The 25,564-nt window shown below is 67.9% G+C and carries 19 protein-coding genes; 8 read left to right on the plus strand and 11 right to left on the minus strand.

The genetic code is table 11. The features are described from left to right. Positions 1-65: 65 nt before the first annotated feature. Positions 66-197 (minus strand): hypothetical protein, encoded by a 132-nt coding sequence (locus PVZ72_RS14160; protein WP_007158915.1) that lies wholly within the window; start codon positions 195-197, stop codon positions 66-68. Between the two features lie 470 nt (positions 198-667). On the opposite strand from PVZ72_RS14160, the gene PVZ72_RS14165 reads away from it, so the two are divergent. Then, positions 668-1,393: a TorF family putative porin gene (locus tag PVZ72_RS14165; protein WP_187979663.1), complete on the plus strand. Its 726-nt coding sequence runs from the start codon at positions 668-670 to the stop codon at positions 1,391-1,393. Positions 1,394-1,396: 3 nt separating this feature from the next. On the opposite strand, the gene PVZ72_RS14170 is transcribed toward PVZ72_RS14165, so the two are convergent. Continuing rightward, the gene (locus PVZ72_RS14170) at positions 1,397-5,743 is read right to left on the minus strand and encodes a DEAD/DEAH box helicase (RefSeq protein WP_273862260.1); all 4,347 of its coding nucleotides are present in this window, start codon (positions 5,741-5,743) and stop codon (positions 1,397-1,399) included. Between the two features lie 231 nt (positions 5,744-5,974). After that, a complete protein-coding gene (locus tag PVZ72_RS14175) occupies positions 5,975-6,919 on the minus strand; it encodes an NAD(P)-dependent oxidoreductase (RefSeq protein ID WP_273862261.1) in 945 nt (314 codons plus the stop codon). Positions 6,920-7,127: 208 nt separating this feature from the next. Between PVZ72_RS14175 and PVZ72_RS14180 the strand changes: the two genes are divergently transcribed. The 4 genes from PVZ72_RS14180 to PVZ72_RS14195 all read left to right on the plus strand — a co-directional run bounded on the left by PVZ72_RS14180 (position 7,128) and on the right by PVZ72_RS14195 (position 12,652). Then, positions 7,128-8,357, plus strand: a complete 1,230-nt coding sequence (locus PVZ72_RS14180; protein WP_273862262.1) for a maltoporin — start codon at positions 7,128-7,130, stop codon at positions 8,355-8,357. A gap of 98 nt (positions 8,358-8,455) precedes the next feature. Next, positions 8,456-9,739 carry an ergothioneine biosynthesis protein EgtB gene (gene egtB, locus PVZ72_RS14185; protein ID WP_273862263.1) on the plus strand — a complete coding sequence of 428 codons (1,284 nt, stop codon included), beginning with the start codon at positions 8,456-8,458 and terminating at the stop codon, positions 9,737-9,739. A gap of 3 nt (positions 9,740-9,742) precedes the next feature. Next, positions 9,743-10,705 carry an L-histidine N(alpha)-methyltransferase gene (egtD, locus tag PVZ72_RS14190; protein WP_273862264.1) on the plus strand — a complete coding sequence of 321 codons (963 nt, stop codon included), beginning with the start codon at positions 9,743-9,745 and terminating at the stop codon, positions 10,703-10,705. A 114-nt stretch (positions 10,706-10,819) separates the two neighbouring features. After that, positions 10,820-12,652, plus strand: coding sequence for a putative bifunctional diguanylate cyclase/phosphodiesterase (locus PVZ72_RS14195; RefSeq protein ID WP_273862265.1), 1,833 nt, complete (start codon positions 10,820-10,822; stop codon positions 12,650-12,652). 55 nt (positions 12,653-12,707) lie between these two features. Here PVZ72_RS14195 and PVZ72_RS14200 read toward each other — a convergent pair whose 3' ends face one another. Next, the gene (locus PVZ72_RS14200; protein ID WP_158893063.1) at positions 12,708-14,027 is read right to left on the minus strand and encodes a DEAD/DEAH box helicase; all 1,320 of its coding nucleotides are present in this window, start codon (positions 14,025-14,027) and stop codon (positions 12,708-12,710) included. Between the two features lie 50 nt (positions 14,028-14,077). Continuing rightward, positions 14,078-14,992 (minus strand): 50S ribosomal protein L3 N(5)-glutamine methyltransferase, encoded by a 915-nt coding sequence (prmB, locus tag PVZ72_RS14205; protein WP_273862266.1) that lies wholly within the window; start codon positions 14,990-14,992, stop codon positions 14,078-14,080. A gap of 111 nt (positions 14,993-15,103) precedes the next feature. Here prmB and PVZ72_RS14210 point away from each other — a divergent pair, with 111 nt between their 5' ends. Both PVZ72_RS14210 and PVZ72_RS14215 read left to right on the plus strand, forming a co-directional pair. Next, positions 15,104-16,870 carry a thiamine pyrophosphate-requiring protein gene (locus PVZ72_RS14210; RefSeq protein WP_273862267.1) on the plus strand — a complete coding sequence of 589 codons (1,767 nt, stop codon included), beginning with the start codon at positions 15,104-15,106 and terminating at the stop codon, positions 16,868-16,870. Positions 16,871-16,939: 69 nt separating this feature from the next. Then, entirely contained in the window at positions 16,940-17,263 is a 324-nt protein-coding gene (locus tag PVZ72_RS14215; protein WP_187979670.1) for a hypothetical protein, read from the plus strand. On the opposite strand, the gene PVZ72_RS14220 is transcribed toward PVZ72_RS14215, so the two are convergent. The 3 genes from PVZ72_RS14220 to PVZ72_RS14230 are packed head-to-tail and all read right to left on the minus strand — an operon-like array spanning position 17,264 to position 19,973. After that, a complete protein-coding gene (locus PVZ72_RS14220; protein ID WP_133861079.1) occupies positions 17,264-18,133 on the minus strand; it encodes a rhomboid family intramembrane serine protease in 870 nt (289 codons plus the stop codon). Next, positions 18,130-19,089, minus strand: coding sequence for a metallophosphoesterase (locus PVZ72_RS14225; RefSeq protein WP_273862268.1), 960 nt, complete (start codon positions 19,087-19,089; stop codon positions 18,130-18,132). The genes PVZ72_RS14220 and PVZ72_RS14225 overlap by 4 nt, the downstream gene beginning before the upstream one ends. Next, complete coding sequence (locus PVZ72_RS14230; protein WP_187979672.1) at positions 19,089-19,973, minus strand: NAD(+) kinase; 885 nt, start codon at positions 19,971-19,973, stop codon at positions 19,089-19,091. Before PVZ72_RS14230 ends, PVZ72_RS14225 begins: the two co-directional genes overlap by 1 nt. 40 nt (positions 19,974-20,013) lie before the next feature. Here PVZ72_RS14230 and PVZ72_RS14235 point away from each other — a divergent pair, with 40 nt between their 5' ends. Then, complete coding sequence (locus PVZ72_RS14235; protein WP_273862269.1) at positions 20,014-20,994, plus strand: DUF1853 family protein; 981 nt, start codon at positions 20,014-20,016, stop codon at positions 20,992-20,994. On the opposite strand, the gene PVZ72_RS14240 is transcribed toward PVZ72_RS14235, so the two are convergent. The 3 genes from PVZ72_RS14240 to PVZ72_RS14250 form a co-directional block, all read right to left on the minus strand. Beyond that, entirely contained in the window at positions 20,967-21,890 is a 924-nt protein-coding gene (locus tag PVZ72_RS14240) for a 1-aminocyclopropane-1-carboxylate deaminase/D-cysteine desulfhydrase (protein WP_273862270.1), read from the minus strand. The genes PVZ72_RS14235 and PVZ72_RS14240 overlap by 28 nt on opposite strands. A gap of 11 nt (positions 21,891-21,901) precedes the next feature. After that, positions 21,902-23,215, minus strand: coding sequence for a chromosome partitioning protein ParA (locus tag PVZ72_RS14245; protein WP_187979675.1), 1,314 nt, complete (start codon positions 23,213-23,215; stop codon positions 21,902-21,904). A 287-nt stretch (positions 23,216-23,502) separates the two neighbouring features. After that, the gene (locus tag PVZ72_RS14250) at positions 23,503-25,557 is read right to left on the minus strand and encodes an NADPH-dependent 2,4-dienoyl-CoA reductase (protein ID WP_273862271.1); all 2,055 of its coding nucleotides are present in this window, start codon (positions 25,555-25,557) and stop codon (positions 23,503-23,505) included. Positions 25,558-25,564: the final 7 nt, after the last annotated feature.

Genomic DNA, 25,564 nt, shown 5'->3' on the forward strand with positions numbered 1-25,564 from the left:
GGGGACCGCGCGCGAACCGGGCGGCTCCAGCCGACCGGCTTCGCGCCCGTCAAGGCCGGTAACGCTTAGCGGCGCTGCTGCTGGCGACGACGCTGGGCAGCCAGCTGCTCGCGTTCACGGCTGGGAATCGGGATGGCCTTGACCAGACCGAGTCGCGCGAGCAGGTCCAGCATCAGAGCTTGTATACGGTCGTTCATGGAAACTCCTCGAGCCAGCGCTCAATCAGGGACAGCCATAGCGGGCAGACCTTGCTGCCCTCCTCTACAATATTGAGTCTTTCCTGGTCGATTCAATCCACCCACGTGCGGTTGTTCGTCGCAACAGGGCGGCGCTTTGTCAAAAAGTGTGTCTTTTACCCGAAGACAGTGCCGGTGCCGCTCCGACGCTCGCCTGGTCAGGCGCTGCCGATTGTTATCGGAACCCATATCAAATCTGTCGGTCTTGATATTGCTATCGAGTTCAATTCTCGACCTGGAAACTGACGAATGGTGAAAATATGCCACCGTCGTTGGTTATCATCGCCGGACGATAACGGGTTAGCCGCGGTTTCTCATCCAATAACAACGATGTCATCAGGGTGCTCGCACCTCGATGTTCTCCCTGCTTGTTGTTATCCCCATCACATTCTTTCTCCAGTTAGCGTGACCGGCACGGCAGGAGTGCTCCCATGACCAGATCCTTACCTCTCTTCATCGCGCTCGGGCTGCTGGCCAGTCCGGCGCTGGCGGCCACCTGGGGCATGCAGCGCGAGGTAGGGGATTTCGATCTGAAGATGGGCACGGCGCCGTCACGCAGCATGGCTCAGGGTCTGGTCGCGCCCAACTCCGCCGGCATGGGCGGGGGCTTCGATCTCACCCACGACAGCGGGCTGTATTTCGGCCAGTGGACGACCAACAATGCTTCGTCCGCGGATGCGCCGTTGCTAGAGATGGACACCTACGCGGGCTACAAGCACCGCTTCGCCCCTGGCTATGGCTATGAGCTGGGCGTGATCAACTACAGCAACCTGATCCAGAACGTCGATCCCAGCCGCGAGTTGTATTCCGGGATGACCGTCTATGGCAAGCGCCTGGGCGCGGCCTTCGCCAATGACCCGGGGCGCCACAACGCTTCGCTCTATGCCGATCTGGGGACGTTGCCGCTGATCAAGACCGGGGTCTCGCTAAAGTACACCAACTATGTGCTGGATGTGCCCTCGACCCTCGACAGCGGCGGCATGGTGCGCAGTTTCAACGACTGGTCGGTGAATCTGAGTCGCAAGTGGGTGAATACCCTGTTCAACCTGACCTACAGCGGCACCAGCCTGAGAGGGGCCGACTGCTCGGTGTATTCGGGCCACAACACCTACTGCGACAGCGCCCTGATGCTCAAGGCCTCGCACCCCTTCTTCTAGTCTTTACTGCCGCAGCAGGCTGCGCCCGATGCCGACCTGGGGTCGTTCCCGCCCCAGTTGCTGCAGGGCCTGCCGCGCCCGCACCTGTTCCCCGGCTTCCAGCTCCACCAGCCAGCTGACCCTGGTTCCCACCCGCGCGGCGATGGGCACGCCGTCGCGATAGAGCAGGCGATTGCCGGCCACGGCGGGTATCTTGGCGCCGGGCAGCAGGGTACCGACCAGGTTGAGCGGATCCAGCGCCGAGACGCACACCCACAGGTCTTCCGCCGGGCGCTGGCGCCACTCGCGCAGGGGGGCGATGGCGGCCGGATCGGCGAATTGCTCGCCGGAGAGCCCAGCAATGAAGCGACCACCGCGGATCTCGCCGCGGGCTTCCAGGCGATGGCAGGCACGCAGGAGATCGCGCCAGGGCGGCAAGACGGCGCTCTCCCGCTGCAGCAGCTGCCAGCAGAGCACGCCATAGCGACGCAGCAGCAGCCCGACCAGGCGCTCCAGCAGCGCATCTGGCAGCCGCGCATCGTCCGGCGCCTCGGCCGGCCGCAAGGCGACCCAGCGGCCGGCATCCTCCATCCCGCCATAGAGTGCCATGCGCCCGCGGCGCAAACCGCTGCGACCGCTGCCGCGCTTGGCCGCCGGCTGCAGCAGGGCGCGCAGACCAGCGAAGCTGTCGGCGTTGACCGCACCGACTCCCACCAGCTCGCCCAGGGCCGTCTCCAGTTCGCTGCGCAGCAGGCGCGCCGCGCCGAGCAGCTCATCGAAGAAGGAGGCACCGCGTTGCGTCAGCACCTCCAGCACCCGCTGCGCCTTGGGTGACAGCATCTCGCTGCCGGTGGGCTCGGTCAGGCCGTTCCAGTCGGCCAAGTGTCGCCGCGGCAGCAGGACGATGGGCGAACCCTTGACCGGTCCGCTACCGCCCCGCCCCGCCTGGGGCAGGCGCAGCCAGACCACGCGACCGGCGCGGCAGAGGTCATCGAGGTAGGTGAACTGATAGTCCGGCAGGCGACTGGGCAGGATCTCGCCTTCCCAGCCGGCGGCGGCGACCTCGAAGCCTTCCAGCAGGCCGATCACCTGCTCCAGGCCCTCGTTGCCTCTCAGGCTCGCCGGACCGGCCAGCTGCTGGTGCTCCAGCAGGAATCTCAGGTAGTCGGCCAGGGCCACCGGCTCGATGGCCTTGCGTAGCCGCCCCAGGGTGTAGCGATGAATCCGCGCCAGCAGGTGCCGCTCGCACCATTCCACAGCCTTGCCTGCCGTGGTGAAGCGCCCCTGCAGGACATAGCCCTCGCCCTCCAGGGCCAGCAGCGCCGGCGTGAGCTGCGCTGCTGGCAACCCGAGGCTGGCGGCCAGCTCCTCCTGGCCTACCGGACCCAGCGCGGTGAGGCGCCCGCGCAGCACCTCGACCAGGGCCGCCTCGGCATCCGCGGGCGCCGCGAAACCTGGCGGCGCACTGAGCACCGGCTCCGTGGCGGCGCCTGGAAACAGCACCTGGAACAACGGCAGTCGCTCGGCCGCGATCCAGAGGGTCGCCGCCGGCAGCCGCAACCGCCCTGCCCGCCCGGCCTTGACCAACTGGCGAGCCTGGGTCTGGTGGGGGGCCAGCTCCGCCTCGGTGAGAAAGCCGACGCCGAGCAGGGCTTCGTGCAGGTCATCGGCGCTCTCCAGCCGCGGCCAGGCCTCCGCCCGAACCAGGTCGATGGCCGCCGGATCCAGGGCGCCCAGCTCGTCCGGATCGGCGCCGCCGAAACGGCGATTCTGCACCGCCAGGGTCCGCCGCTCTTCGACGGGAGCGTCGTCCAGATAGGCATAGGGTTTGGCCGTGAGCACCTCGGCAGCCAGTGGCGAAGGTCCGGGCAGGTCGCGGCTCAGCAGGGTCAGTTGGCCACCGGTGATACGTTCCAGCAGGGCCAGCCAGCCACGGCTGTCGAGGGATTCGTGCAGGCAGTCGTCGAGGGTCTGGCGGACCAGCGGATGATCCGGCACCTGGCGCTCGCCGGCGAGATTTTCCAGGCAGGCGACCTGCTCGGGAAAGACCGTGGCCAGGAGGTCTTCGCTGCGCATGCGCTGCACCTGGGTGGCCACCTTGCGCCCGGCGCTGAAGCGCGGCAGGGCCAGGGCCGTGGTGGCATTCCAGCGCCAGCGCACGGCGAACAGCGGGGCGTCGAGCAGCGCCTGGATCAGCACGGTCTCGGCGGTGGCCGGATGCAGGTAGCGCCAGACCTCGTCGAGCATGAAGCTGTGGCTGGTTGCCAGCGAGAGAATCAGGGCGTTCTCGGTGGCTGCCGCCTGCAGCTCGACATTGAAATTGCGGCAGAATCTCTTGCGCAGGGCCAGGCCCCAGGCGCGGTTGATACGGCTGCCGAAGGGCGCATGGATGATCAGCTGCATACCGCCGGCCTGGTCGAAAAAACGCTCCATCACCAGGGTCTGCTGGGTCGGCAAGGCGCCCAGCGCCTGGCGTGCCCGACCGAGATAGTCCACCAGCTGGCGCGCCGCGCCCTCCTCCAGCGCATAGGCCGCGCCGAGGCGGGCGATGGCCGGTTCCGGAGGTTCGCCGGCCGCGGGCAGCAGGGGTTGGAGTTCCGCGCGCAACCGCGCCAGGCCGGCCGACAGCTCATCGCTGCGCCCCGGCGCCTCGCCGTGCCAGAAGGGGATATTGGGCGGCTGTCCCCTGGCATCCTCCACCCGCACCTTGCTGCCTTCGATCTTGACGATGCGGTAGGCGGTGTTGCCCAGCTGGAAGACGTCGCCCACCAGGCTTTCGAAGGCGAAGTCCTCGTTGACGCTGCCGACGGTATGGCCCTGGGGTTCGAGCAGCACGCTGAAATCGCCGCTCTCCGGGATGGTACCGCCGCTCATCACCGCAGTCGCCTTGCCGCCCCGGCGGCCACGCAGGAGACCGTTGACCGCGTCCCGATGAACATAGGCGGCGCGCGGACCGCGGCGATCCGTATAGCCCTGGCTGAGCATCTCCACCACGGCCCGATAATCGGCCTCGCTCAGCGCCGCATAGGGCTCGGCCTGGCGCAGCACGGCCAGCAGGCCCGCTTCCGACCACTCCTGGCAGGCGACCTCGGCCACCAGCTGCTGGGCCAGGACGTCCAGGGGCGCCACGGGGATGTGCAGGGTATCCAGCTCACCGCGACGCACGCAGTCGAGCAGCGCCACGCACTCCACCAGGTCGTCCCGCGAGGTGGGAAACAGCCGTCCCTTGGGCAGGCCGCCGACCTGGTGGTTGGCCCGACCGACCCGTTGCAGAAAGGCGGCGATGGAACCCGGCGAGCCGATCTGGCAGACCAGGTCGACCTCGCCGATGTCGATGCCCAGCTCCAGGGAAGCGGTCGCCAGCAGCAGGCGCAATTCGCCGCGCTTGAGGCGCTGCTCGGCGTCCAGTCGCTGCTCCCGGGCCAGGCTGCCGTGGTGGGCGGCGACCTGGGTGCTGCCGAGGCGATCCGACAGCTGGCGCGCCATGCGCTCGGCCAGGCGACGGGTGTTGACGAACACCAGGGTGGTGCGGTGCGCCTCGGCCAGTTCGGCCAGGCGGTCGCAGACCAGCTCCCAGGCCTGGGTGGACAGCAGGGCCTCCAGGGGAATGGGCGGCACTTCCAGCGCCAGGTCGCGGGCGCGCTGGTGGCCGATGTCGATCACCGTACAGGGGCGGGGCTGGCCCTGGGCATCGCGCCCGACCAGAAAGGCGGCCACGGCGGCCAGCGGCTTCTGGGTGGCGGACAGACCGATGCGCTGCAGCGGCTGCCCGGTGAGGGCTTCCAGGCGCGCCAGGCTCAGGGTCAGGTGGCTGCCGCGCTTGCCATCGGCGATGGCATGGATCTCGTCGACGATGACGCCGCGCACGCTGGCCAGCATTCGTCGCCCGGAATCCGAACCCAGCAGCACATAGAGGGATTCGGGCGTGGTGACCAGCAGGTGCGGCGGCCGCCGGCGCATGGCCGCCCGCTCCTTTTGCGGGGTATCGCCGGTACGCACCGCCGTGCGCAATGCCAGCGGCGGCAACCCCCGCGCGTCCAGCGCCGCGCCGATGCCGGCCAGGGGTTCTTCGAGATTGAGGCGGATGTCGTTGGACAGGGCCTTGAGCGGGGACACATAGAGCCAGAGACAGGCCTCGGGCAGGCCGTCTGCCTGCAACGCCTCCTGGACCAGGCCATCCAGCACGGCGAAGAAGGCGGTCAGCGTCTTGCCCGAGCCGGTGGGGGCCGCCACCAGCACCGAGGCGCCGGCGCGAATGGCCGGCCAGGCCTGCAGCTGCGCCTCGGTCGGGGCGGGAAAGCGCGTCGTGAACCAGCTGCGCGGCGCGTCGTGAAAGTCCGCCAGGACGGCGGCAGGCGAGTTCGAGGTCATGCGCTCAATATGGGAGTGGCTAGCAGGGGCCACAACCCAAGCCGACCGGTGGCGAACAAGAGCCTGTTTGAAGTCTAGCGAGCTAGAGCCAAACAAGACGAAGAGACCTGAGGAAGCGGACCGAGCTCGCGTGCGAGTTTACGAGTGGTAAATGAGCATTCCGACCGGGCTGGCGATCCAGGGTGTATTCAACGCCGTTTGGCCGACGCGCAGCAGACTTTCAACAGGCTCTCAGGCGATGCGATTGCGCAATTCGCCCCCCTCCAGCATGGCTTCGAGGTTGGCCAGCATCACCTGTTGCTGGGCCTGCTGGGCCGAGGCCGCATTGGCCGCGACATGGGGGCTGAGCACCAGGTTGGGCTGCTGGCGCAGGCGTTCGGGCACATCGGGTTCGCGGGCGAAGACATCCAGCGCCGCGCCGGCGATCACTCCCTGCTCCAGGGCCTCGGCCAGGGCCTCTTCGTCGACCACGCTGCCGCGAGAGATATTGACCAGATGGCCCTCCGCACCAAGCGCGGCCAGGACCCCGGCATCCACCGCGCCCACGGTCTCGGCGCTGGCGCGGACCGCCACCACCAGCACATCGCTCCAGCGCGCCAGCTCCAGCAGACTGCCGTGATAGGCATAGTCCAGCCCCTCCCGCGGCGAGCGATTGAAGTAGCCGATCTCCATGTCGAAGGCCTCACCGCGGCGGGCGATGCGCCGACCGATCTCGCCCAGGCCATAGATGCCCAGGCGCCGCCCGGCCAGGCCCGGGACCTGGGGCATGCGCTCGACGGCATTGCCCTGCCAGCGACCGCTGCGGACGAAGGCATCGCCCTGCAACAGGCGACGGGCGCTGGCCAGGATCAGGCCAAAGGTGAATTCCGCCACGGCGGTGGCGTTGGCGTCACCGGCGGTGGTCACGGCGATGCCGCGCTCGCGACAGGCCGCCAGCTCCACGCCCTCGTAGCCGGTGCCATAGCAGGCCACCAGGCGCAACGCCGGGAGCGCGTCGAGCAAGGCCGCGCGAGTCGGCAGGCCGCCAATGGTCAGCAGGGCCACCGCCTCCTCGGCACCGACAGGCAAGGCCGCAGGATCGGCTGAAGGAAAGGGACCCAGTACCCGGTAGTGAGCCTCGAGTTGGTCAACCAGTCCCTGGGGCAATTGCGAGGCCATCAGCAGCGTCGGTTTCATCTTGTAATACTTTCCCTGGCCAAAAACCCCAGCGTCGCCAGCGGGAGGCCTGGTCGTCAACCATTCTCTTTAGGCCGCCGCTCTCGACCCTGTTCGCCCAGGTCTCGATCTCGATCCAAGTCCTTGATAGGACGAGGTTTTCGCGCAACTTGTCGACCTGGCATCAGGTCCGATCGGCGTTCGCCAAACCACAGAGGGATTTTTGGGTATGAGTAGAGTTTTTCGCCAGGCCGGCACCGCCGCCTGCCTCGCCCTGCTTGCCGGCAGCCTGCCACTGAACGCCGTGGCGCTGGAATTCAGCGGCTACGGCCGGGTAGGTGTCGGTGGCGCTGCGGAAGGCGGCAAGCAGAGCTGCTTCCAGCTGCCCGGGGCACCCGCCAAGTACCGCCTGGGTAATGAATGCGAGACCTACTGGGAACTCGAACTGCACCAGACCCTGTACAAGGGCGCCGATGGCACCGAACTCAAGGTGCACGGCATGGCCAGCCTTTACAACGTCTATGACCAGACCCCCACCTTCAGTGGCGACAACGGCAACGTCCGCCTGCCGCAGATCTGGACCAGTCTCAGCCTGCCGGCGCTCAATGGCGGCGGACTTTGGGCCGGTCGCCGCTACTACAAGCGTCACGACATCCATATCAACGACTTCTACTACTGGAATCCGAGCGGCACCGGTTTCGGCGTGGAGGACTACGGCCTGGGCGACAGCGGGCTGCGACTGAGCTACGCCTTCAGTCGCGAAGACAACGTCGACCAGCCGGACAAGGCCAATCGCCACGACCTGAACCTGGGCGGCATCAAGACCAATCCCGGTGGCGAGATCGAACTGGGGCTGTCCTATATCCAGCGCGCCGGCCAGGTGCAGAACGCCCACAGCGGCTGGTCGGCCACCGCCGAGCACAAGCAGTCGCAGTTCCTTGGCGGGGTCAATGTCTTCACCGTGCAATACGGCCGCGGTCCGGGCACCGGTCTGGGCGCCACCGGCAGCCTGACCGCCGACCGGGATTACGAAAGCCTGCGCGTACTCGAATCGCCGCGCTGGCAGCTCACCCCGCGCTTCGGCGGCCAGTTGCTGGCGCTCTACCAGCGCGACCGGGCGCCGGGCGATGGCGGCCAGACCTGGTATTCCTTTGGCGTGCGGCCCAGCTATGCCTTCACCCGGCTGTTCAAGCTGCAGGTGGAGTTCGGCCACGACCAGATCCACCCCGACAGTGGTGCAACCCGCACGCTGAACAAGGTCACCGTGGCGCCGACCCTGGCGCTGGGCGGCATGGGGCTGATGGACCGGCCGGAGATCCGCCTCTACTGGACCTACGCCAGTTGGAACCGCGGCGCCCAGGACGCTGCCGTGGCCGGCACGGCGCTGTCCGACAGCGGTGCCTTCGGCGATGCCCGCCACGGCAACAACTTCGGTGTGCAGCTGGAAACCTGGTGGTAGAGAGCGGCAAGCGAGACCGCCCGTCATAACCGGGCGAACTAAACTTATGGCGTCCGGTCGGTTTCCTGACAACCAAAAGGCCGACCAGGGAGAACGCCATGAATCCTCTCGCCCGCGAGCTGCCCGCAGCGAGTGACACCGCCACCACCCTGCTCGACCGCTTCCAGCGCGTGCGCAGGGCCAGCGAGGCCCTGTGCGCCCCGCTCACCGTCGAGGATTACGTCATCCAGAGCATGGCCGACGTCAGTCCGCCGAAATGGCACCTGGCCCACGTCACCTGGTTCTTCGAGGCTTTCATCCTCAAGCCCTTCCTCAAGGGTTACCAGACGCCCAATCCGGCTTACGACTACCTGTTCAACTCCTATTACGAGACCCATGGCAAGCCCTTTCCCCGGGCGGCCCGCGGGCACCTGTCGCGACCGGGCGTGGACGACGTCTATCGCTTTCGTGCGGCGGTGGACACCGCCATGGCCGAACTGCTCAGCGCGCCGCCCGCCGAACACGCCGTCGAGATCGCCCGACGCCTGGAGCTGGGTCTGCACCACGAGCAGCAGCACCAGGAATTGCTGCTCATGGACATCAAGCACATCCTCGCGCAGAACCCGCTGCACCCGGTCTATCGCGCCGACCTGGCCAAGGGGCCCACAGCGCCGATAGCGCCCCTGGGCTGGGAAAGCCATCCAGGCGGCGTCCGGCATGTCGGCCATGGCGGCGACGGCTTCGCCTTCGATTGCGAGACGCCGGTCCACCGCCAGTTCGTCGATGACTTCCAGCTGGCCGATCGGCTGGTCACCAATGGCGAATACCTGGCCTTCATCGAAGACAATGGCTACGGCCGCAGCGATCTCTGGCTGTCCGACGGCGCCGCGGCCATCCGCAGCCTCGGCTGGCAGGCGCCGCTGTACTGGCAGAAGCTCGATGGCGTCTGGCATCACTTCACCCTGGGCGGCCTGACTCCGGTGGATCAGGCTGCACCGGTCTGCCACCTGAGCTTCTACGAAGCCGATGCCTACGCCAGCTGGGCCGGCGCCCGGCTGCCCACCGAGGCGGAATGGGAGACCGTGGCGGCGCGCCAGCCGATCCAGGGAAACTTCGTCGAGCAGGATCACCTGCAGCCGGTCGCCAACGCGGGCCAGGGCATGCGCCAGCTGTTCGGCGATGTCTGGGAATGGACCGGCAGCGCTTTCCGCCCCTACCCTGGCTTCAAACCGCTGCCGGGCAGCCTGGGCGAATACAACGGCAAGTTCATGTCCGGCCAGATGGTCCTGCGCGGTGGCTGCTGCGCCACGCCCCAGGACCATGTGCGCGCCTCCTATCGCAACTTCTTCTATCCCACCATGCGCTGGCAGTTTTCCGGCCTGCGCCTGGCCAGAGAGGTCTGACCCATGGCCCTAGCCGTGCGCTTCTTCGATCAGCAACCGGTGAGCGTCGCCGACAGCTCGCTGCGGGACGATGTGCTCCAGGGCTTTGCCCAGACCCCGAAGGCGTTGTCGCCGAAATATTTCTACGATCAGCGCGGCTCCGAGCTGTTCGAGGCCATCACCCGGCAGCCCGAGTACTATCCCACCCGTACCGAAGAGGCCATCCTCGCCACGGCGGCCGGTGAGATCGCGCGCCTGGCCGGACGCGACGCCGCCCTGGTCGAACTGGGCAGCGGAGCCAGTCGCAAGGTGCGCCTGCTGCTGGAAGCCATGCACCCGGCCGGCTATCTGGGCATCGACATCTCCCGGGACTTCCTGCTCAGCAGCACCCAGCGGCTGGCAGCCGACTACCCTTGGCTGGACGTCAGCGCCGCCTGCGCCGACTTCAGTCGACCCATGACCCTGCCCGACAGTCTCGACGGCCTGCGTCCCATCGCCTTCTTTCCGGGCTCGAGCATCGGCAACTTCACCCCGGAAGAAGCCGGCGTCTTCCTGCGCAACCTGCACCGGATGCTGCCGGCCACCGGGGGCCTGCTGATCGGGGTGGACCTGATCAAGGACCGGGCGCGGCTGGATGCGGCTTACAACGACGCCGCCGGGGTGACCGCCGATTTCAATCTCAACCTGCTGGAACGCATCCGCCGCGAGCTGGACACCGATCTCGATCCGCAGCGCTTCCGGCACCTGGCCTTCTTCAACGAAGAACAGGCGCGCATCGAGATGCACCTGGTCAGCACCCGCGACCAGACCGTACGTCTCGAAGGTCGCCGCTTCGCCTTCCGTGAAGGCGAACGTCTGCATACCGAGAATTCCTACAAGTACAGCCTGGAGAGTTTTCGTGCGCTGGCCGAAGACGCCGGTTTCAGACAGGTGCGGGTGTGGACCGACCCCCAGGCGCTGTTCGCCGTCTTCTACTTCGCGGCCTGAGCCTTTCGACAGATAAATGACGACTGACAGAGTGTGAGGCGAGTGGTGAGGGAACTCTCGACCCGATCACGCTCTAAGTAGCAATCTGCTACTACAGCGCACCGAGACGTTGCTATGGAGCCTGCTCCACTCACTGCGGCCAATGAACGCCAGCGTCTTGCACTGCTGCGCGATCTCGCCTTGATCGACCGTCCCTCCGACCGTGCCTTCCAGGATCTCACCGAGCTCTGCGCGCGGCTGTTCGATGTCCCCTACGCCATGATCTGCTTTCTGGACGGCCAGCAGGTTCATTGTCGAGCCACCGTGGGCTGCGCGCCCCTGACCGTGCCGCGCACCCAGTCGTTCTGCCAGCACCTGCAGGAAACCAGCCTGCCGCTGCAGGTGGAAGACGCGCGCAACGACGCCCGCTTCGCCGACCTCCAGGTGGTCACCAGCGCGCCCCATATCCGCTATTACCTGGGCGCACCGCTGCGCACGACCGAAGGGCTGATGCTCGGCAGCCTCTGCCTGTTCGATTCGGCACCCCGTGCCGCCCTGCCCCAGGATCGGCTGATCGCGCTGCAGCAACTGGCGGCCCTTGCCAGCCAGCACATCGAACTGCTGCGCACCGAAGCCTTCTGGGACCCGGTCACCCAGTTGCCGAATGGCCAGCGCTTCATCGAGGATGCCGAAGCCCTAACCCGCGCCGGCACCCGCGTGGTGGCCGTGGCGGCCGATCTGTTCGCCCAGAGCTATCTCAACGACTTCATCAAGGCCATGGGCCAGGCCCACTTCGATGGCCTGCAACGCGCCATCAAGCAGCACTTGCGCCGTCTGCTGCCGGTCGAGCTACCCCTGTATCGCCTGGGGCCGGCCCGCTTCGGCTTTCTGCTGCACGACGCCGACGAGGCCGCGCAACAGGCGCTGCTCGAACGCCTGCAGGAGGAATTGACCGGGGTGCTCGACTACAACGGCATTCCCATCCAGACCCGCCTGGGCCTGGGGATCATGTCCCTGACCGACGATCATCCGGCCGACTGGCTGCGCGCCCTGATCGCCACCGCCGACGATGCCCGCGCCGAGATGCGCGGCTGCCGGCATTTCGATCCGCAGCACGATGCCGCCTACCGCCGCGCCTTCGCCCTGCTCAGCGCCCTGCCCCAGGCGCTGCGCGCCGAGGATCAGCTGAGCCTGGTCTACCAGCCGCGCATCGATCTGGCCACCGGTCGCTGCCACAGCGTCGAGGCACTGCTGCGCTGGCAGCATCCGCACCTGGGGTCGGTCAGTCCGGCGGAATTCATTCCACTGGCGGAAAAGACCGCGCTGATCACCGCCCTGAGTCGCTGGGTGATGCAGCAGGCCATCAGCCAGGCCTATACCTGGCAGCGGGAAGGTCGGAGTCTGGGCGTGGCGATCAACATCTCCGCCCATGACCTGAACGATCCGGACTTCACCGAGCAGACCACCGAGTTGCTGCAGCGCTATCCGGTCAATCCCAGGCGCCTGGAACTGGAGGTCACCGAGAATGCCCTGCTGGGTGACGTGGCGCTGATCCATCGCCAGCTGGCCGCCCTGCGCGAGCTGGGCATCGGCATCGCCATCGACGACTTCGGTACCGGCTACAACAACCTCTCGCACCTGCGCGAGTTGCCGGCCGACACCATCAAGATCGATCGCAGCTTCGTGCGCGAACTGACCCATCGCACCAAGGACCGGCTGATCGTCAGTTCGCTGATCGAACTGTCCCACCAGCTGGGCTTTCGCATCACCGCCGAAGGCATCGAGACCGCCGAGGCCCTGGCCAGCCTGCTGGCCATGGGCTGCGACGAAGGCCAGGGCTTCTGGATCGGCAAGCCCATGCCCGAACCGGAGTTGCAGGCCTGGCTGCTGATCCAGCAACCGGATCTGCAACGCTCGACCCGTCGCGCACCGGTCTTCCAGCTGTTCGACAACACCGCCAAGCACTGAGCCCGCCCTGCCCCGCGGTCTCGCCGCGGGGTGGCGCCTCAGGCCCGGCGCGGGATCACTCCTGGGTGCGCTTGCGCGGCGGCGCGAAGCCGTCGGCCGAAGTCGGCACCAGGGCGCCGGGGCGGCGCTCGGACTTGGGTTTGGCCTTGGTCTTGGCCTTGCCGTCCTTCTTGCCCTCGGTCTTTTTCTTCTTCACGCCGGCAGCCTTGCCCGACGCCTTGAGCTTTTTCGGGCCGTTGTAGCTGGCCTTGAGACCCGGCAGGTGACGGCGCTCGAATCTCAGCTTGAGATAGCGCTCGATGCTGGACATCAGATTCCAGTCGCCATGGGTGACGAAGGAGATCGCCGTACCCGCCTCGCCGGCGCGCCCGGTGCGGCCGATGCGGTGGACGTATTCGTCGCCACTGCGCGGCAGGTCGTAGTTGATCACCAGGTCGAGGCCTTCGACGTCCAGGCCGCGGGCAGCCACGTCGGTGGCGATCAGCACCTTGACCGCGCCGCTCTGCAGCCGCTCCACGGCCAGCTTGCGGTCCTTGGTGTCCTTGTCGCCGTGCAGCACGAAGACCTTGAGGCCCTCGGCCACCAGGCGGCCGGTGAGGCGATCGGCCTGCACCTTGGTGTTGGTGAAGACGATGGCCTTGCGATAGGTCTCGTTGGCCAGCAGCCACTGCAGCAGGCGTTCCTTGTGCGGGGGCTCGTCGGCCAGGATCACCTGCTGCACCACGGCTTCGTTCAGTTCGCCGGTGCGGTCCAGCATGAGATTCTGCGGCTCGCGCAGGACCTGCTCGACCACCTGACGCAGGCTGTTGCCACCGCTGGTCGCGGAGAACAGCAGGGTCTGGCGACCCTCCCGCTCGCAGCTCGCGGCGATCTGCAGCACGTCCTCGGAAAAGCCCATGTCGAGCATGCGGTCGGCTTCGTCGAGCACCAGCATCTCGATGTCTTTCAGGTTCACGTTGCCGGCGTTACGCTGCTCCAGCAGGCGACCGGGGGTGGCCACCAGGATCTCCGGATTCTTGCGCAGGCCGGCGGCCTGGACCCGGAAGTCCTCGCCGCCGATCACCAGGCCGGCCTTGAGAAAGGTGAACTGGCCGAAGCGTTCGATTTCCTTGGCGGTCTGCTGGGCCAGCTCGCGGGTCGGCAGCAGGATCAGCGCGCGGGCGCCGGAACGCGGCTTGGGGTCCTTGAGCAGGCGATCCAGCAGCGGCAGCAGGAAGGCGGCGGTCTTGCCGCTGCCGGTGCGGGCGGTGACGCGCAGGTCATGACCTGCCAGGGCCGGGCCCACGGCAGCGGCCTGGACCGGAGTGGGCGTCTTGAAGCCCAGGGTATCGAGGGCCTTGAGCAGGCGCTCGTGCAGAGCGAGTTCGGTAAACACGGGTAGACCTCGGTAAAGAAAGGGCGGCCGCCGCGGGCGACCGCGGGTGATCAGGGGACCAGACGGCTGCGGAACAGCGCCTGGTGCTCGCGGCACTGGGCGGCGGCCAGCAGGAAGACGCCATGGCCGCCGCGCTCGAATTCGAGCCAGGTGAAATCGACTTCCGGATAGAGCGCCTCGACGTGGACCTGGCTGTTGCCCACCTCCACGACGAGGATGCCCTGCTCGGTGAGGTGATCGGCGGCCTCGGCCAGCATCCGCCGCACCAGGTCCAGGCCGTCGTCGCCACAGGCCAGGCCCAGGGCCGGTTCGTGCTGGTATTCGGCCGGCATGTCGGCGAAGTCCTCGGCATCCACATAGGGCGGATTGCTGACGATCAGGTCGAAACGCTGCCCTGGCAGTCCGGCGAAGCCGTCGCCCTGGACGGTATAGACGCGATCCTCCAGGTCGTGGCGCTCGATGTTCTGCCAGGCCACTTCGAGGGCGTCGTAGGACAGATCGCCCAGGGCCACCTCGGCCTCGGGGAAGGCATAGGCGCAGGCGATGCCGATGCAGCCCGAGCCGGTACAGAGATCGAGGATGCGCGCCGGCGCGGCCGGCAGCCAGGGCGCGAATTGCGCGTCGATCAGCTCGCCGATGGGCGAGCGCGGCACCAGCACCCGCTCGTCGACGGTGAACGGCAGGCCGCAGAACCAGGCTTCGCCGAGCAGATAGGCGGTCGGCACACGCTCCTGGATGCGCTTGTGCAGGAGCACCCCGAGTGCGTAGCGCTCGTCGTCTTCCAGGGCGCAGTCCAGGTAGCGATCGGCGGTGTCCCAGGGCAGGTGCACGGCGCCCAGCACCAGGGCGCGGGCCTCGTCCCAGGCGTTGTCGTGGCCATGGCCGAAGAACAGCTCTTCGGCATGGAAGCGGCTGACGGCCCAGCGGATGTGGTCGCGCAAGGTGCGCAGGCGGGATTCGCTCATGAAAGGCTCCGGATGATCAGCCGCGCATTCTAACCCGCGCCCGGTCCGGCTGCAGGAACTTAACGTCCGGGCCCTTCTTCCTAAGCCTAGACCTTCAACGAGGAGAACGTCATGAGCAAGACCGTAGCCGATCATCTCTGGGAGCGCCTCGGCCAGTGGCACGTCGAGCGCATCTTCGGTTACCCCGGCGATGGCATCAACGGCATCATGGGCGCCCTGGGTCGGGTAGCCGACCAGTTCGACTACGTGCGGGTGCGCCACGAGGAGATGGCCGCCTTCATGGCCTGCGCCCATGCCAAGTTCACCGGCGAGGTGGGCGTCTGCCTGGCCACCTCCGGGCCCGGGGCCATCCATCTGCTCAACGGCCTGTACGACGCCAAGATGGACCATATGCCGGTAGTGGCCCTGGTGGGCCAGCAGGCCGCCTCTTCACTGGGCAGCGACTATCAGCAGGAGGTCGACCTGCACACCCTGTTCAAGGACGTCTCCGCCTATGTGGAGACGGTGGTGCATCCGGCGCAGCTGCGCCATGTCATCGACCGCGCCTTCCGCGTGGCCATCGCCGAGCGCCAGGTGGCGACGGTGATCATCCCCAACGACATCCAGCAGCTGCCGGCGGTGGAAAGTCCGCCGCACCAGCACGCCAATGTCCTCTCCGGTGCCGGTGCCATCCCGCCGCGACCCTATGCCCAGGAAGACGACCTGCAGGCCGCGGCAGACATCCTCAATGCCGGCAAGAAGGTTGCCCTGCTGGTGGGCGCCGGCGCCCTGCAGGCGCGCAGCGAGGTGATGGCGGTGGCCGAGAAGCTCAGCGCCGGGGTGGCCAAGGCGCTGCTGGGCAAGGGCGTACTCTCCAACGAACTGCCCTATGTCACCGGCGCCATCGGTCTGCTCGGCACCGAGGCCAGCGATCTGCTGATGAAGGAATGCGACACCCTGCTGATCGTCGGCTCGACCTTCCCCTATACCGAATTCCTGCCTCAGGAAGGCCAGGCGCGAGCGGTGCAGATCGACCTGCATGCGCGCAACATCAGCATGAGATATCCCATCGAGCAGCCGTTGCTGGGCGATGCCGCCGAGACCCTGAGACGCCTGCTGCCACTGCTGGAGAGCAAACCCCACGATAAATGGCGCGCGCGCATCGAAAAGAGCGTGGCCGCTTCCTGGCACTCCATCGAGCAGCGCGCCCTGGCGCCCGCCGAGCCGATCAATCCGCAGCGGGTGTTCCACGAACTTTCCAGCCAGTTGCCGCAGGATGCCATCCTCTGCGGCGACAGCGGCTCCCACACCAACTGGTATGCCCGCGACATCCGCATGCGCGGGCAGATGCTGGGGTCGCTGTCGGGCAAGCTGGCGACCATGGGCTGCGGCATTCCCTATGCCATCGCGGCCAAGTTCGCTCATCCGGATCGTCCGGTGATCGCCCTGGTGGGCGATGGCGCCATGCAGATGAACGGCAACGCCGAACTGGTCACCCTGCAGCAGTACTGGAAGAGATTCAGCAATCCGACCTTCATCGTCATGGTGCTCAACAACGGCGATCTCAATCAGGTGACCTGGGAGCAGCGTGCCCTGGCTGGAGACCCCAAGTTCGCCCCGGCCCAGGATGTACTCGACTTCCCCTATGCCCGCTATGGCGAATTGCTCGGCTTCAAGGGTCTGCGCATCCATCGCCCGGACGAGGTGGCCGATGCCTGGCAGCAGGCCTTCGAGGCGGATCGCCCGGTGGTGCTGGAATTCGTCACCGACCCCAGTGTGCCGCCGCTGCCGCCGCATATCAGCTTCGAGCAGGCCAGGGCCTTCCTCGGCGCTATCGCCAGTGGCGATCCGAATCGCTGGGACATGCTCAAGCAGGGAGCCCGGCAGCTGCTGCGCTAGCCCGCGCCGCTCAGGCTCGCCAAGCAACGCCGAGGCGTATAACCTCGGCGGCCTTACAGAGCCTGGGGTATGAGCATGCAGTTGCCCGAGCACGACCGTTTCGATCCACCGCCGCTGCGCCTGCGGCGGCCCTTCCTGACCTCCCTCGCCGCCGGCCTCGGCACCCTCTCGGTGCTGACCGGCCTGGCCGCGCTGCTGGCGGGCGGTGCGGCCCTGCTGCAGTGGCCGCAGCTGACGGCCTATCTGAGCCTGACCCGCGAGACCGCCCAGGGCTGCCTGGGCGGCGGTGCGCTGCTCTTGCTCATGGGGCGCTGGTTGCGTCGCCGCAGCCAGCGGCGCTGGCGCTATCGCAACGCCTTGAGCCTTTCTCCCGAGCTCAAGCGGCGACGCTAGCTAGCGCTGCCGCAGGCGGGCCAGGCCACCGCCCAGCAGTCCGGTGAGGCAACCCAGCACCAGGCCGCCGACATGGGCGCCATTGGCGATGGAGCCGAAGCCGAGCAGATCGAAGACCCCGGTCAGGCAGATCACCAGCCAGATCAGCATCATGGCCACCACGCCACGGGGCATGCGATAGGCCGGATTGGGCGCCAGCCACTGGAACAGCCAGCAATGGCCGAGCAGGCCATAGAGCACGCCGGACAGACCGCCGAACAGCGCCGGCCCGGTCCAGGCGTACTGCACCAGGTTGGAGCCGGCGGCGAACACCAGTGTCAGGAGCAGCAGCAGCAGGCCGCCCTGGCGGAATTCGATGCGGCGACCCAGCTCCCAGTACCAGAGGGCGTTCATCGCCAGATGCAGCAGGCCGAAGTGCAGGAAGATCGGGGTGACCAGTCGCCACCATTCGCCGCGGGCCAGGCTGGCGTCGAGATCGAGAAAGGCGATGTGCTCCGCGTCGATCAGGCGGAATTCCTGCAGCGTCAGGTAGTGGATCAACGCCAGGTTGTCGCCCAGTTCGGTGGCCAGGCCCAGCAGCAGGGTGACGGCGAGAAAGACGGCGCTGACCGGACTGGCCTTGAGTTGCGCCAGCAGCCCGAAGCCCCGCGGTCCACGCGTCGCCTGGACCTCGCCGCGCGGATCGCCGTCGGGATAGCGTTCATAGAGGCTGCGGGTCTCTTCGATCCGCGCCGGGTCCAGCACCCAGAGCACCTGGCTGTCGCCCTCTTCCACCACCCGGTGGCGGATCTGCAGGCGCCGCAGCAGGCGCGTGAAGCCCAGCAGGTCACGGCCCAGGGGCACGCGCAGCACGGGTTGCGGCTGGTTCATCGCCCCTCCTCGCGCTGCACGTCGATCCAGACGAACTTGGCCGGGTCGATCTGGCGTTCGTCGTCGAGGCGGTAGGCCACCAGCTTGCCGTACTTGACCGCACTGTAGTCCAGGCAGGCGAGGTTCGGCCGCAGAGGTTCGGGATGGCCATCGCGCCAGTAGTGACCGACGAACAGCATCGGCTCATCCTCGCCATAGCAGAGCAGCCCGGCCTTTTCCTCGTCGCTCAAGGGTTCGCAGGCGATTTCCGCCGGCAAGGCATCGGGCTGGAAGACCACGTCGCCATAGGTCTGGGGATCGCTTTCCCAGAACTTGGTGCGAAAGCGCGCCCGCACATAGCCATCGCTGCCGGTGAGGCGCAGGCCATGGGGCAAGGGCAGCGACACGCCGTTGAGCAGGCGCGAGGCGACCCGACTGGCCAGGCTGCCGCCGACGATGGACTGGCGCACGAAGTCCTCGTCGATGCAGGCATCCGGATAGTGGTGGAGGAATTCGTCGATCAGCCGCTGATCCCAGCAGGCATGGACGATGCGGAAGTGCCCGAAGTCCTTGCACAGCGGCAGCCGGTAGAGCCAGCGCAGATGGTCCTGCCACTCGCCGGGATGGTCGGCGAAGGCCGCCAGGGTCTCCTGGATCAGCTGGCGATGGCGCGGCGTGTGTTCGCGTACCCAGGTCTGGCCGGTGCCGGGCAGCGCCGGGGTGTGCCAGGCCAGGGCATTGAGTTCGTGATTGCCGAGGATGCAGTGGGCATGGCCGCCTTCGACCATGGCCCGCACCCGGCGCAGGGAGCCGCGGATGCGCGGGCCGCGATCGACCAGGTCACCGAGAAAGATCGCCTGGCGCTCGGGGTGCTGCCAGACGCCGTCCACCTGCTGATAATCAAGACGCGCCAGCAGCAGGTCCAGGGTATGGGCGCAGCCGTGGAGATCGCCGATCAGATCGTAGCCCAGGGGCATCAGTCGTCTCCCAGCCGACTGCCCCAGCCGAGCTTGGTCCGGCAGATCTCGTAGTAGTTGTGATCCAGCGGATGGATCAGCCTGAGTTTGTGCGGCTTCTTCTGAATGGTCACGGTATCGCCGGGTGCGCAGGTGAAATGATTCTGGCCATCACATGAGACCTGCGGATAGATCGTCATGTTCGGCGACACCAGGATCGACAGGGTGCTGTCGCCGGACACCACGATGGGCCGGCTGGACAGGGTGTGGGGATACATGGGCACCACCACGATAGCATCCAGCTTGGGATGCATGATGGGGCCACCGGCCGACAGCGAGTAGGCGGTGGAGCCGGTGGGGGTGGCGACGATCAGGCCGTCGGCGCGCTGGCTGCAGACGAACTGGCCGTCGATGTACAACTCGAATTCGATCATCCGGGTGGACTTGCCCGGATGCAGCACCACGTCGTTGAGGGCATCGCCCTGGCCGATGATCTCGCCGCCACGCTCGACGAAGGCATCGAGCAGGAAGCGCGTCTCCATCAGGTACTGACCGTCGAGCACCTCGGCGACCTTGGTCTCCAGTTCATCGGGACGGATATCGGTGAGAAAGCCCAGCTTGCCGCGGTTGATGCCCAGCACCGGCACCCGCGGGCGCACCAGGGCGCGGGCGGCACCGAGCAGGCTGCCGTCGCCGCCGACCACGATCACCAGGTCGCAGATCTCGCCCATGAGCTTGCGCGACACCGTCTGCAGGCCATGCCCGGGCAGCACCTCGGCGATGGTGTTTTCCAGGATGACGTTGCGCCCGCGTTGCAGCAGAAAGGTCTTGAGCCGGCGGATGGTGTCCAGCACCTGGGTGCTGCCGAGTCGACCGATGATGCCGATGTTACGAAAGGAGTCCATGACGCGCCGGCGGCCCCGTTGGCTGGAAAGTGCGGAAAGTATGGGCGAAAGGCCGTGGCAGCGGCAAACCGCCCTCATCCGACCGCGGGTCGCCGCCGGTGATCCGCAGCGGTCCGGCTTGGCCTATGCTGGCACCATGACGCCCTTCGCCGAGCTGCACGCCCTGCCCCGCCGCCTGAGCCAGCCCCAGGTGCGTGACCTCGCCTGGACGCTGATCGCCACGCCGCTGCTGGAAGCCGCCGACACCCGCCATCCGCTGGTCGCCAGCGACTGGGCGAATCATCCCGGCAGACTGGCAGACTGGCTGCGGCAACAGGACGCGGCGCCCGCGGCCCTAACAGCCTGGCTTGCCCAGGGCAGCGACCGCCGGCTGGGGCGCCAGTACGAAAGACTCTGGCAATTCGCCCTGGAACGGGCACCGGGGCTCAGATTGCGCGCGGCCAACCTGCCCCTGCGCGAGGGCGACCGTACCCTGGGCGAACTGGACCTGCTGGTGGAAGACGCCGAGGGGGTCCATCACCTGGAACTGGCGGTGAAGTTCTACCTGGGCGAAGGCCCACCGGAGGCACCGCTCTGGCTGGGTCCGGGTGGCGAAGACCAGCTGGCGCGCAAACTCTCACACCTGCGCCAGCGCCAGCTGCCGCTGTCGGCCACGCCCCTGGCCCAGGCCAGCCTGGCGGCGCTGGACATCGCCCCGCCGCGGGCGGCGCTGTGGCTGGGCGGCTATCTGTTCCAGCCACTCGACCGCCCCCTGCCCTGGCCGGTTGGCGCCCTGCTACCCCGCCAACCCCAGCTGTGGTGCGCGCGGCAGCTGCTGCCGGTCGGCCCCTGGGAAGTGCTACCCAAGGGCCACTGGCTGGCGCCCGCGGTCGCCGATACGCCCTGCCTGCCCCTGCCGGACGGCGAGCCGAGCTGGCCGCAATTGCTGGTGCGGCGCGATGCACGCGGCGACGAAGAGGCGCGGCTGTTCCTGGTGCCTGCGGGCTGGCCGGTTCAGCCGCCGGCCAACGCCGCCAGCTGAGTTTCCAGCGCGCGGCGGCCCTGGAGACCACCGCTGTGGACCAGCACCAGGCGACTGCCCGGCGCCAGCGCGCCGCCCTCGATTGCCTGGCGCAGCGCCAGCCAGAGCTTGCCGGTATAGAGCGGCTCCAGGCCGATCCCGGTCTGCGCCTCGAATTCCGCCATGGCCCGCGCCAGCTCGGCATCGAGGCGGCCGAAGCCGCCGCGGCTGGCGTCCAGCAGGCGCCAATCGGCGCCGGTGTGCTGCGCGAGCAGCCGGTCGAGCGTGGCTTCGACGCCATGCCCGGGTGGCACCGCCAGGCCGCCCACCACCTGCCAGGCGGGGTCGGCGGCGCGGATCACCCCGGCCAGGGTGGTACCGGTGCCGGCGGCCAGCCAGAGCTGCTGGCAATCGGGCCAGCCCAGGGCGGCGAGTCCCTGTCGCAGTTCCGTGACGATGGTTGCGCAGGCCGCGGCGGCCTGCGCGTCGCAGCCGCCTTCGGGAATGGGTAGCAACTCGGGATAGCGCGCCTGCCAGGGCTGCCAGAAGTCGCTGTCGTGGCGGCGGCGATAGCCGCCATAGCCGAGCCAGTGCAGGGTCATGCCATTGGCCTGCAGATCCTCTACCGTGGGCGTCAGGCAGGGCTCGCCACGCAAGAGGCCGACGGTGGCGAAGCCTTCCTCCCGGCCCAGGGCGGCCAGCGCATGCAGATGATTGGAGTGGGCACCACCCAGGCTGATGAGCCCGCGGCCTTCGCCCCGGGCCAGGCGTTCGCGCCAGGGCCGCAGCTTGTAGGCCTTGTTGCCGTTATGCGCAGCCGGGCGCTGATCCAGGCGCAGCACCGCCAGGCGCAGGTCCCGCGCCGCCAGGATGGCGAGTTGCACCTCCTGGAGCACGGCGGGCGAAGGAAAGATCATCAACCAGGGAGTCAGAGATTGGCGACGTCACCATCGCTGTCATCGCCGCGGTGCTCGGCGCACAGGGTCGAGCGCAACGGATCGAACTGGGCGGGGTGTTCCACCCGCACCACCGGCCGTCCGCAGCGCTCGCCCTCCACCTCGGCCTGGCAGACCGGCTGCTGGTGATGCTCCAGCCAGCGCTGATACTGCTCCCGGCTGACCTTGCAGTGCTCGGCGACGTAACCCAGGGGATCGGCGCTGAAGCGAGGGACGTCCTGCCGGCTGAGGATCAGATGACCGGCGCCGGGCTGGAAGGTGACGAAGAGAATGCCCTGGCGCGCCAGGCGCTCCAGCTGGCCTTCGTTGCTGTCGCCGATCAGCTGGGCGCAGCGCTCGCGCAGCTGGCGGATGTCTTCCTGCAACTGGCCGTCCAGCTCGTCGCGGTACTTGAGTTCCACCTCGCGGATGGTCAGCTGGTTCTTCAGCTCACCCACGGCGGCGGCCACCCGGGCCTCGCTTTCGGCTTCGGACTGGATGCGCAGCGCCTCGATCTTGTAGAGGGCGTTGCGCTCCAGGGTGCGCATCTGCTCGTTGAGCTCTTCGCGCTGCTGGCGAGTTTGCTCGTGCTGCTGCTCCAGGTGCTGGGCCAGGGCGGCATAGCGCACCTCCAGCTCGGCCTTGGCCGCGCGTACCTCGTCGGCGTCGCGCTGCAGACGCGCCAGGTCTTCCTGGTGCTGGCGGGTCAGGGTCAGCAGCCGGGTACGCTGACCGGCGATCAGCTTGTCCAGCGCCTCCTGGTGTTCCTGGGCGAGGATGCGGCGGACCCGTTCGAGACGGGCCTCGACATCGATGCCGTCGGCGGCGCTAGGGTGGTATTCCCCGGCCAGCTCCACCTCGCCATCGCGCGGCGCGACCAGGCCCAGGCAATCGCGGATCGCCTGCCAGTCGTCGTGCTCGGTCTCGCTGCGGGGATCCCAGAGATCGCCCTGGTGCCAGGAAATCGGGCAATGGCTGCGACTGGCCAGGCGGATCGGTCCGGCGCCCAGGTCGGGGCCGACATCGCCGCGCTCGGCCAGCTCGCCCAGCGGCAGGTCCCATTCCGGCAGCGGTTTGCCCTGGGCATCGAAGGCCAGCAGGAAGAACACCGCGGCCTTGACCCTGCGGTGCTCGTCCAGCAGCAGATAGACGAAGCGATGGCGCCGTCCGGCGCAGTCGAGCAGCGTCTGGTCGCCCTGCCAGAGCGCCTGAAAATCGGGGAACAGCAAGGCGCGATTCACACCCTGGTCGCCGAACCCCAGCACCACCGGGGTCAGTACCGTCTCTACGTTCAACGTCTCTGCCATCTCTCGCCGCGTGCTCTGTCGATCCCACATGAATACCGAGGCCGGCGTCTCGCCAATTGGCGACCGGACCTGCGTCCGCCCGCCGACCTCTGGCGGCGACACGGTAGACCCGCGTCGCCGCCCAACTCCTTCGACGCGCCGGGCCCCCACCCGACGCATCAGGACGGCAGCTTAGCCAATCCTGGTCGGCGGGATGGAAGAGAGGCCAGACATTGGGACGAGGGTCGGTCCGGAACCGATGTTATGCGGAGTGGATCACAGAAATCATCCCTGATCGCAACGAAGAGTTACAGCTGGGCGGCAAGGCGAGTGGCCTGATCGATGGCGCGCTTGGCGTCCAGCTCGGCGGCGACATCCGCGCCGCCGACCCGGTGCACCGCCACGCCGGCGCCGAGCAACTCGTCTTCCAGCTCGCGCAGGGACTCCTGGCCCGCGCAGAGCACGACGTTGTCGACGTCCAGCACCTGCTCGCTGCCATCGGGCAGGCGCAGGCGCAGGCCGGCGTCGTCGATACCCAGGTATTCCACCCCGCCGAACGCCTGGACACCACGCTGCTGCAGGCGCGAGCGGTGGATCCAGCCAGTGGTCTTGCCCAGGCCCTTGCCGGGTTTGCCCGGCTTGCGCTGCAGCAGCCAGACTTCGCGTGGCACGGCCGGCGGCGTCGCCGGGGCCAGCCCGCCGCGGCTGCTGAAACTGGGATCTATGCCCCACTCGCGGTAGAAGGCGGTGATGGGCTCCGCGTCCTGATGGCCGTGGGTGAGGAAATCCGCCACGTCGAAACCGATGCCGCCGGCGCCGATCAGGGCCACCCGCCGCCCTACCGGCTTGCGTTCAAGCAGGACGTCCAGGTAGCCCAGCACCTTGGGATGGTCGACCCCCGGAATGGGCGGCACCCGCGGCGTCACCCCGGTGGCCAGGATCACCCCGGCGAAGCCCTCGGCCTGCAAGTCGGCGGCGCTGACGCGCTGGTTGAGGCGGACATCCACTGCCAGTCGCTCCAGACGCCGCTGGAAATACCTCAGGGTCTCGCCGAATTCTTCCTTGCCGGGAATACGCTTGGCGACATTGAACTGGCCACCGATGCGCTCGCTGGCCTCGAACAGCACCACCTGGTGGCCGCGCTCGGCCAGGGTGCAGGCGGCGGCCAGGCCGGCCGGCCCGGCGCCGACCACGGCAAAGTGGCGTGATTCGGCGGCGGGCAGGATCTGCAACTCGGTCTCGTGGCAGGCGCGCGGATTGACCAGGCAGCTGGTCAGCTTGCCGGCGAAGGTGTGGTCCAGGCAGGCCTGGTTGCAGGCGATGCAGGTGTTGATCTCGTCGGCGCGGCCGGCGGCGGCCTTGGCGACGAAGTCCGGGTCGGCCAGCAGCGGCCGGGCCATGGACACCAGGTCGGCCTGGCCGGCGGCGAGGATGGCCTCGGCCACCTCCGGGGTGTTGATGCGGTTGGTGGCGATCAGCGGCACCCGCACCCGGCCCTTGAGCTGGGCGGTGACGGCGGCGAAGGCGCCGCGTGGCACCAGGGTGGCGATGGTGGGGATGCGCGCCTCGTGCCAGCCGATGCCGGTGTTGATCAGGCTGACCCCGGCGTCTTCCAGCCAGAGCGCCAGTTGCAGGCATTCCTCGGGGGTGCTGCCCTGTTCCACCAGATCCAGCAGCGAGAGGCGGAAGATGATCAGGAAATCCGGGCCGGTCGCCCTACGGATGCCTGCGACGATGGCCAACGGCAAGCGGCAGCGACTGGCGAAGTCGCCGCCCCAGCGATCCGTGCGGTGGTTGGTCCGCGCGGCGATGAACTGGTTGATGAAGTAGCCTTCGGAACCCATCACCTCGACGCCGTCGTAGCCGGCCTGCTGCGCCAGCGTGGCACAGCGGACGAAGGCGGCGATCTGCCCCTCCACCTCGGCCTCGTCCAGCTCGCGTGGGGTGAAGGGATTGATCGGTGCCTGCAGCGCCGAGGGCGCCACCAGCTGGGGGTTATAGGCATAGCGACCGGCGTGCAGGATCTGCAGGCAGATACGGCCGCCGGCGGCGTGCACCGCGTCCGTGACCGGCCGATGGTGCTCGGCTTCCTCGGGAGTGGTCAGCTTGGCCGCGCCCTTGGCCACCGCCCCCTCTTCGTTCGGCGCTATGCCCCCGGTGACGATCAGCCCCACCCCGCCCCGCGCTCGCTCGGCGAAGAAGGCCGCCATCCGCGCGAAGCCGCCGGGCCGCTCTTCCAGCCCCGTGTGCATGGACCCCATCACCACCCGGTTGCGCAAGGTGATCGACCCCACGGGCAGAGGTTCGAGCAGATGCGGATAGCGATCAATAGGGGTGGTATTACGGGGGGCAAGCTCGATCATGGCGGTC

The sequence above is a fragment of the Pseudomonas sp. LA5 genome, assembly GCF_028640825.1.
In the GTDB taxonomy this organism is placed as follows: Bacteria; Pseudomonadota; Gammaproteobacteria; order Pseudomonadales; family Pseudomonadaceae; genus Chryseomonas; species Chryseomonas aestiva.

Coding starts and splice junctions, on each gene's coding strand:
- PVZ72_RS14225 (WP_273862268.1), bottom strand. CDS start 19,089: ATGCCCCTGGGCTACGATCTGATCGGCGATCTCCACGGCTGCGCCCAT.
- PVZ72_RS14240 (WP_273862270.1), bottom strand. CDS start 21,890: ATGATCTTTCCTTCGCCCGCCGTGCTCCAGGAGGTGCAACTCGCCATC.
- egtB (WP_273862263.1), top strand. CDS start 8,456: ATGAATCCTCTCGCCCGCGAGCTGCCCGCAGCGAGTGACACCGCCACC.
- PVZ72_RS14175 (WP_273862261.1), bottom strand. CDS start 6,919: ATGAAACCGACGCTGCTGATGGCCTCGCAATTGCCCCAGGGACTGGTT.
- PVZ72_RS14230 (WP_187979672.1), bottom strand. CDS start 19,973: ATGGACTCCTTTCGTAACATCGGCATCATCGGTCGACTCGGCAGCACC.
- egtD (WP_273862264.1), top strand. CDS start 9,743: ATGGCCCTAGCCGTGCGCTTCTTCGATCAGCAACCGGTGAGCGTCGCC.
- PVZ72_RS14245 (WP_187979675.1), bottom strand. CDS start 23,215: ATGGCAGAGACGTTGAACGTAGAGACGGTACTGACCCCGGTGGTGCTG.
- prmB (WP_273862266.1), bottom strand. CDS start 14,992: ATGAGCGAATCCCGCCTGCGCACCTTGCGCGACCACATCCGCTGGGCC.
- PVZ72_RS14165 (WP_187979663.1), top strand. CDS start 668: ATGACCAGATCCTTACCTCTCTTCATCGCGCTCGGGCTGCTGGCCAGT.
- PVZ72_RS14210 (WP_273862267.1), top strand. CDS start 15,104: ATGAGCAAGACCGTAGCCGATCATCTCTGGGAGCGCCTCGGCCAGTGG.
- PVZ72_RS14160 (WP_007158915.1), bottom strand. CDS start 197: ATGAACGACCGTATACAAGCTCTGATGCTGGACCTGCTCGCGCGACTC.
- PVZ72_RS14170 (WP_273862260.1), bottom strand. CDS start 5,743: ATGACCTCGAACTCGCCTGCCGCCGTCCTGGCGGACTTTCACGACGCG.
- PVZ72_RS14250 (WP_273862271.1), bottom strand. CDS start 25,557: ATGATCGAGCTTGCCCCCCGTAATACCACCCCTATTGATCGCTATCCG.
- PVZ72_RS14215 (WP_187979670.1), top strand. CDS start 16,940: ATGAGCATGCAGTTGCCCGAGCACGACCGTTTCGATCCACCGCCGCTG.
- PVZ72_RS14195 (WP_273862265.1), top strand. CDS start 10,820: ATGGAGCCTGCTCCACTCACTGCGGCCAATGAACGCCAGCGTCTTGCA.
- PVZ72_RS14220 (WP_133861079.1), bottom strand. CDS start 18,133: ATGAACCAGCCGCAACCCGTGCTGCGCGTGCCCCTGGGCCGTGACCTG.
- PVZ72_RS14180 (WP_273862262.1), top strand. CDS start 7,128: ATGAGTAGAGTTTTTCGCCAGGCCGGCACCGCCGCCTGCCTCGCCCTG.
- PVZ72_RS14235 (WP_273862269.1), top strand. CDS start 20,014: ATGGGCGAAAGGCCGTGGCAGCGGCAAACCGCCCTCATCCGACCGCGG.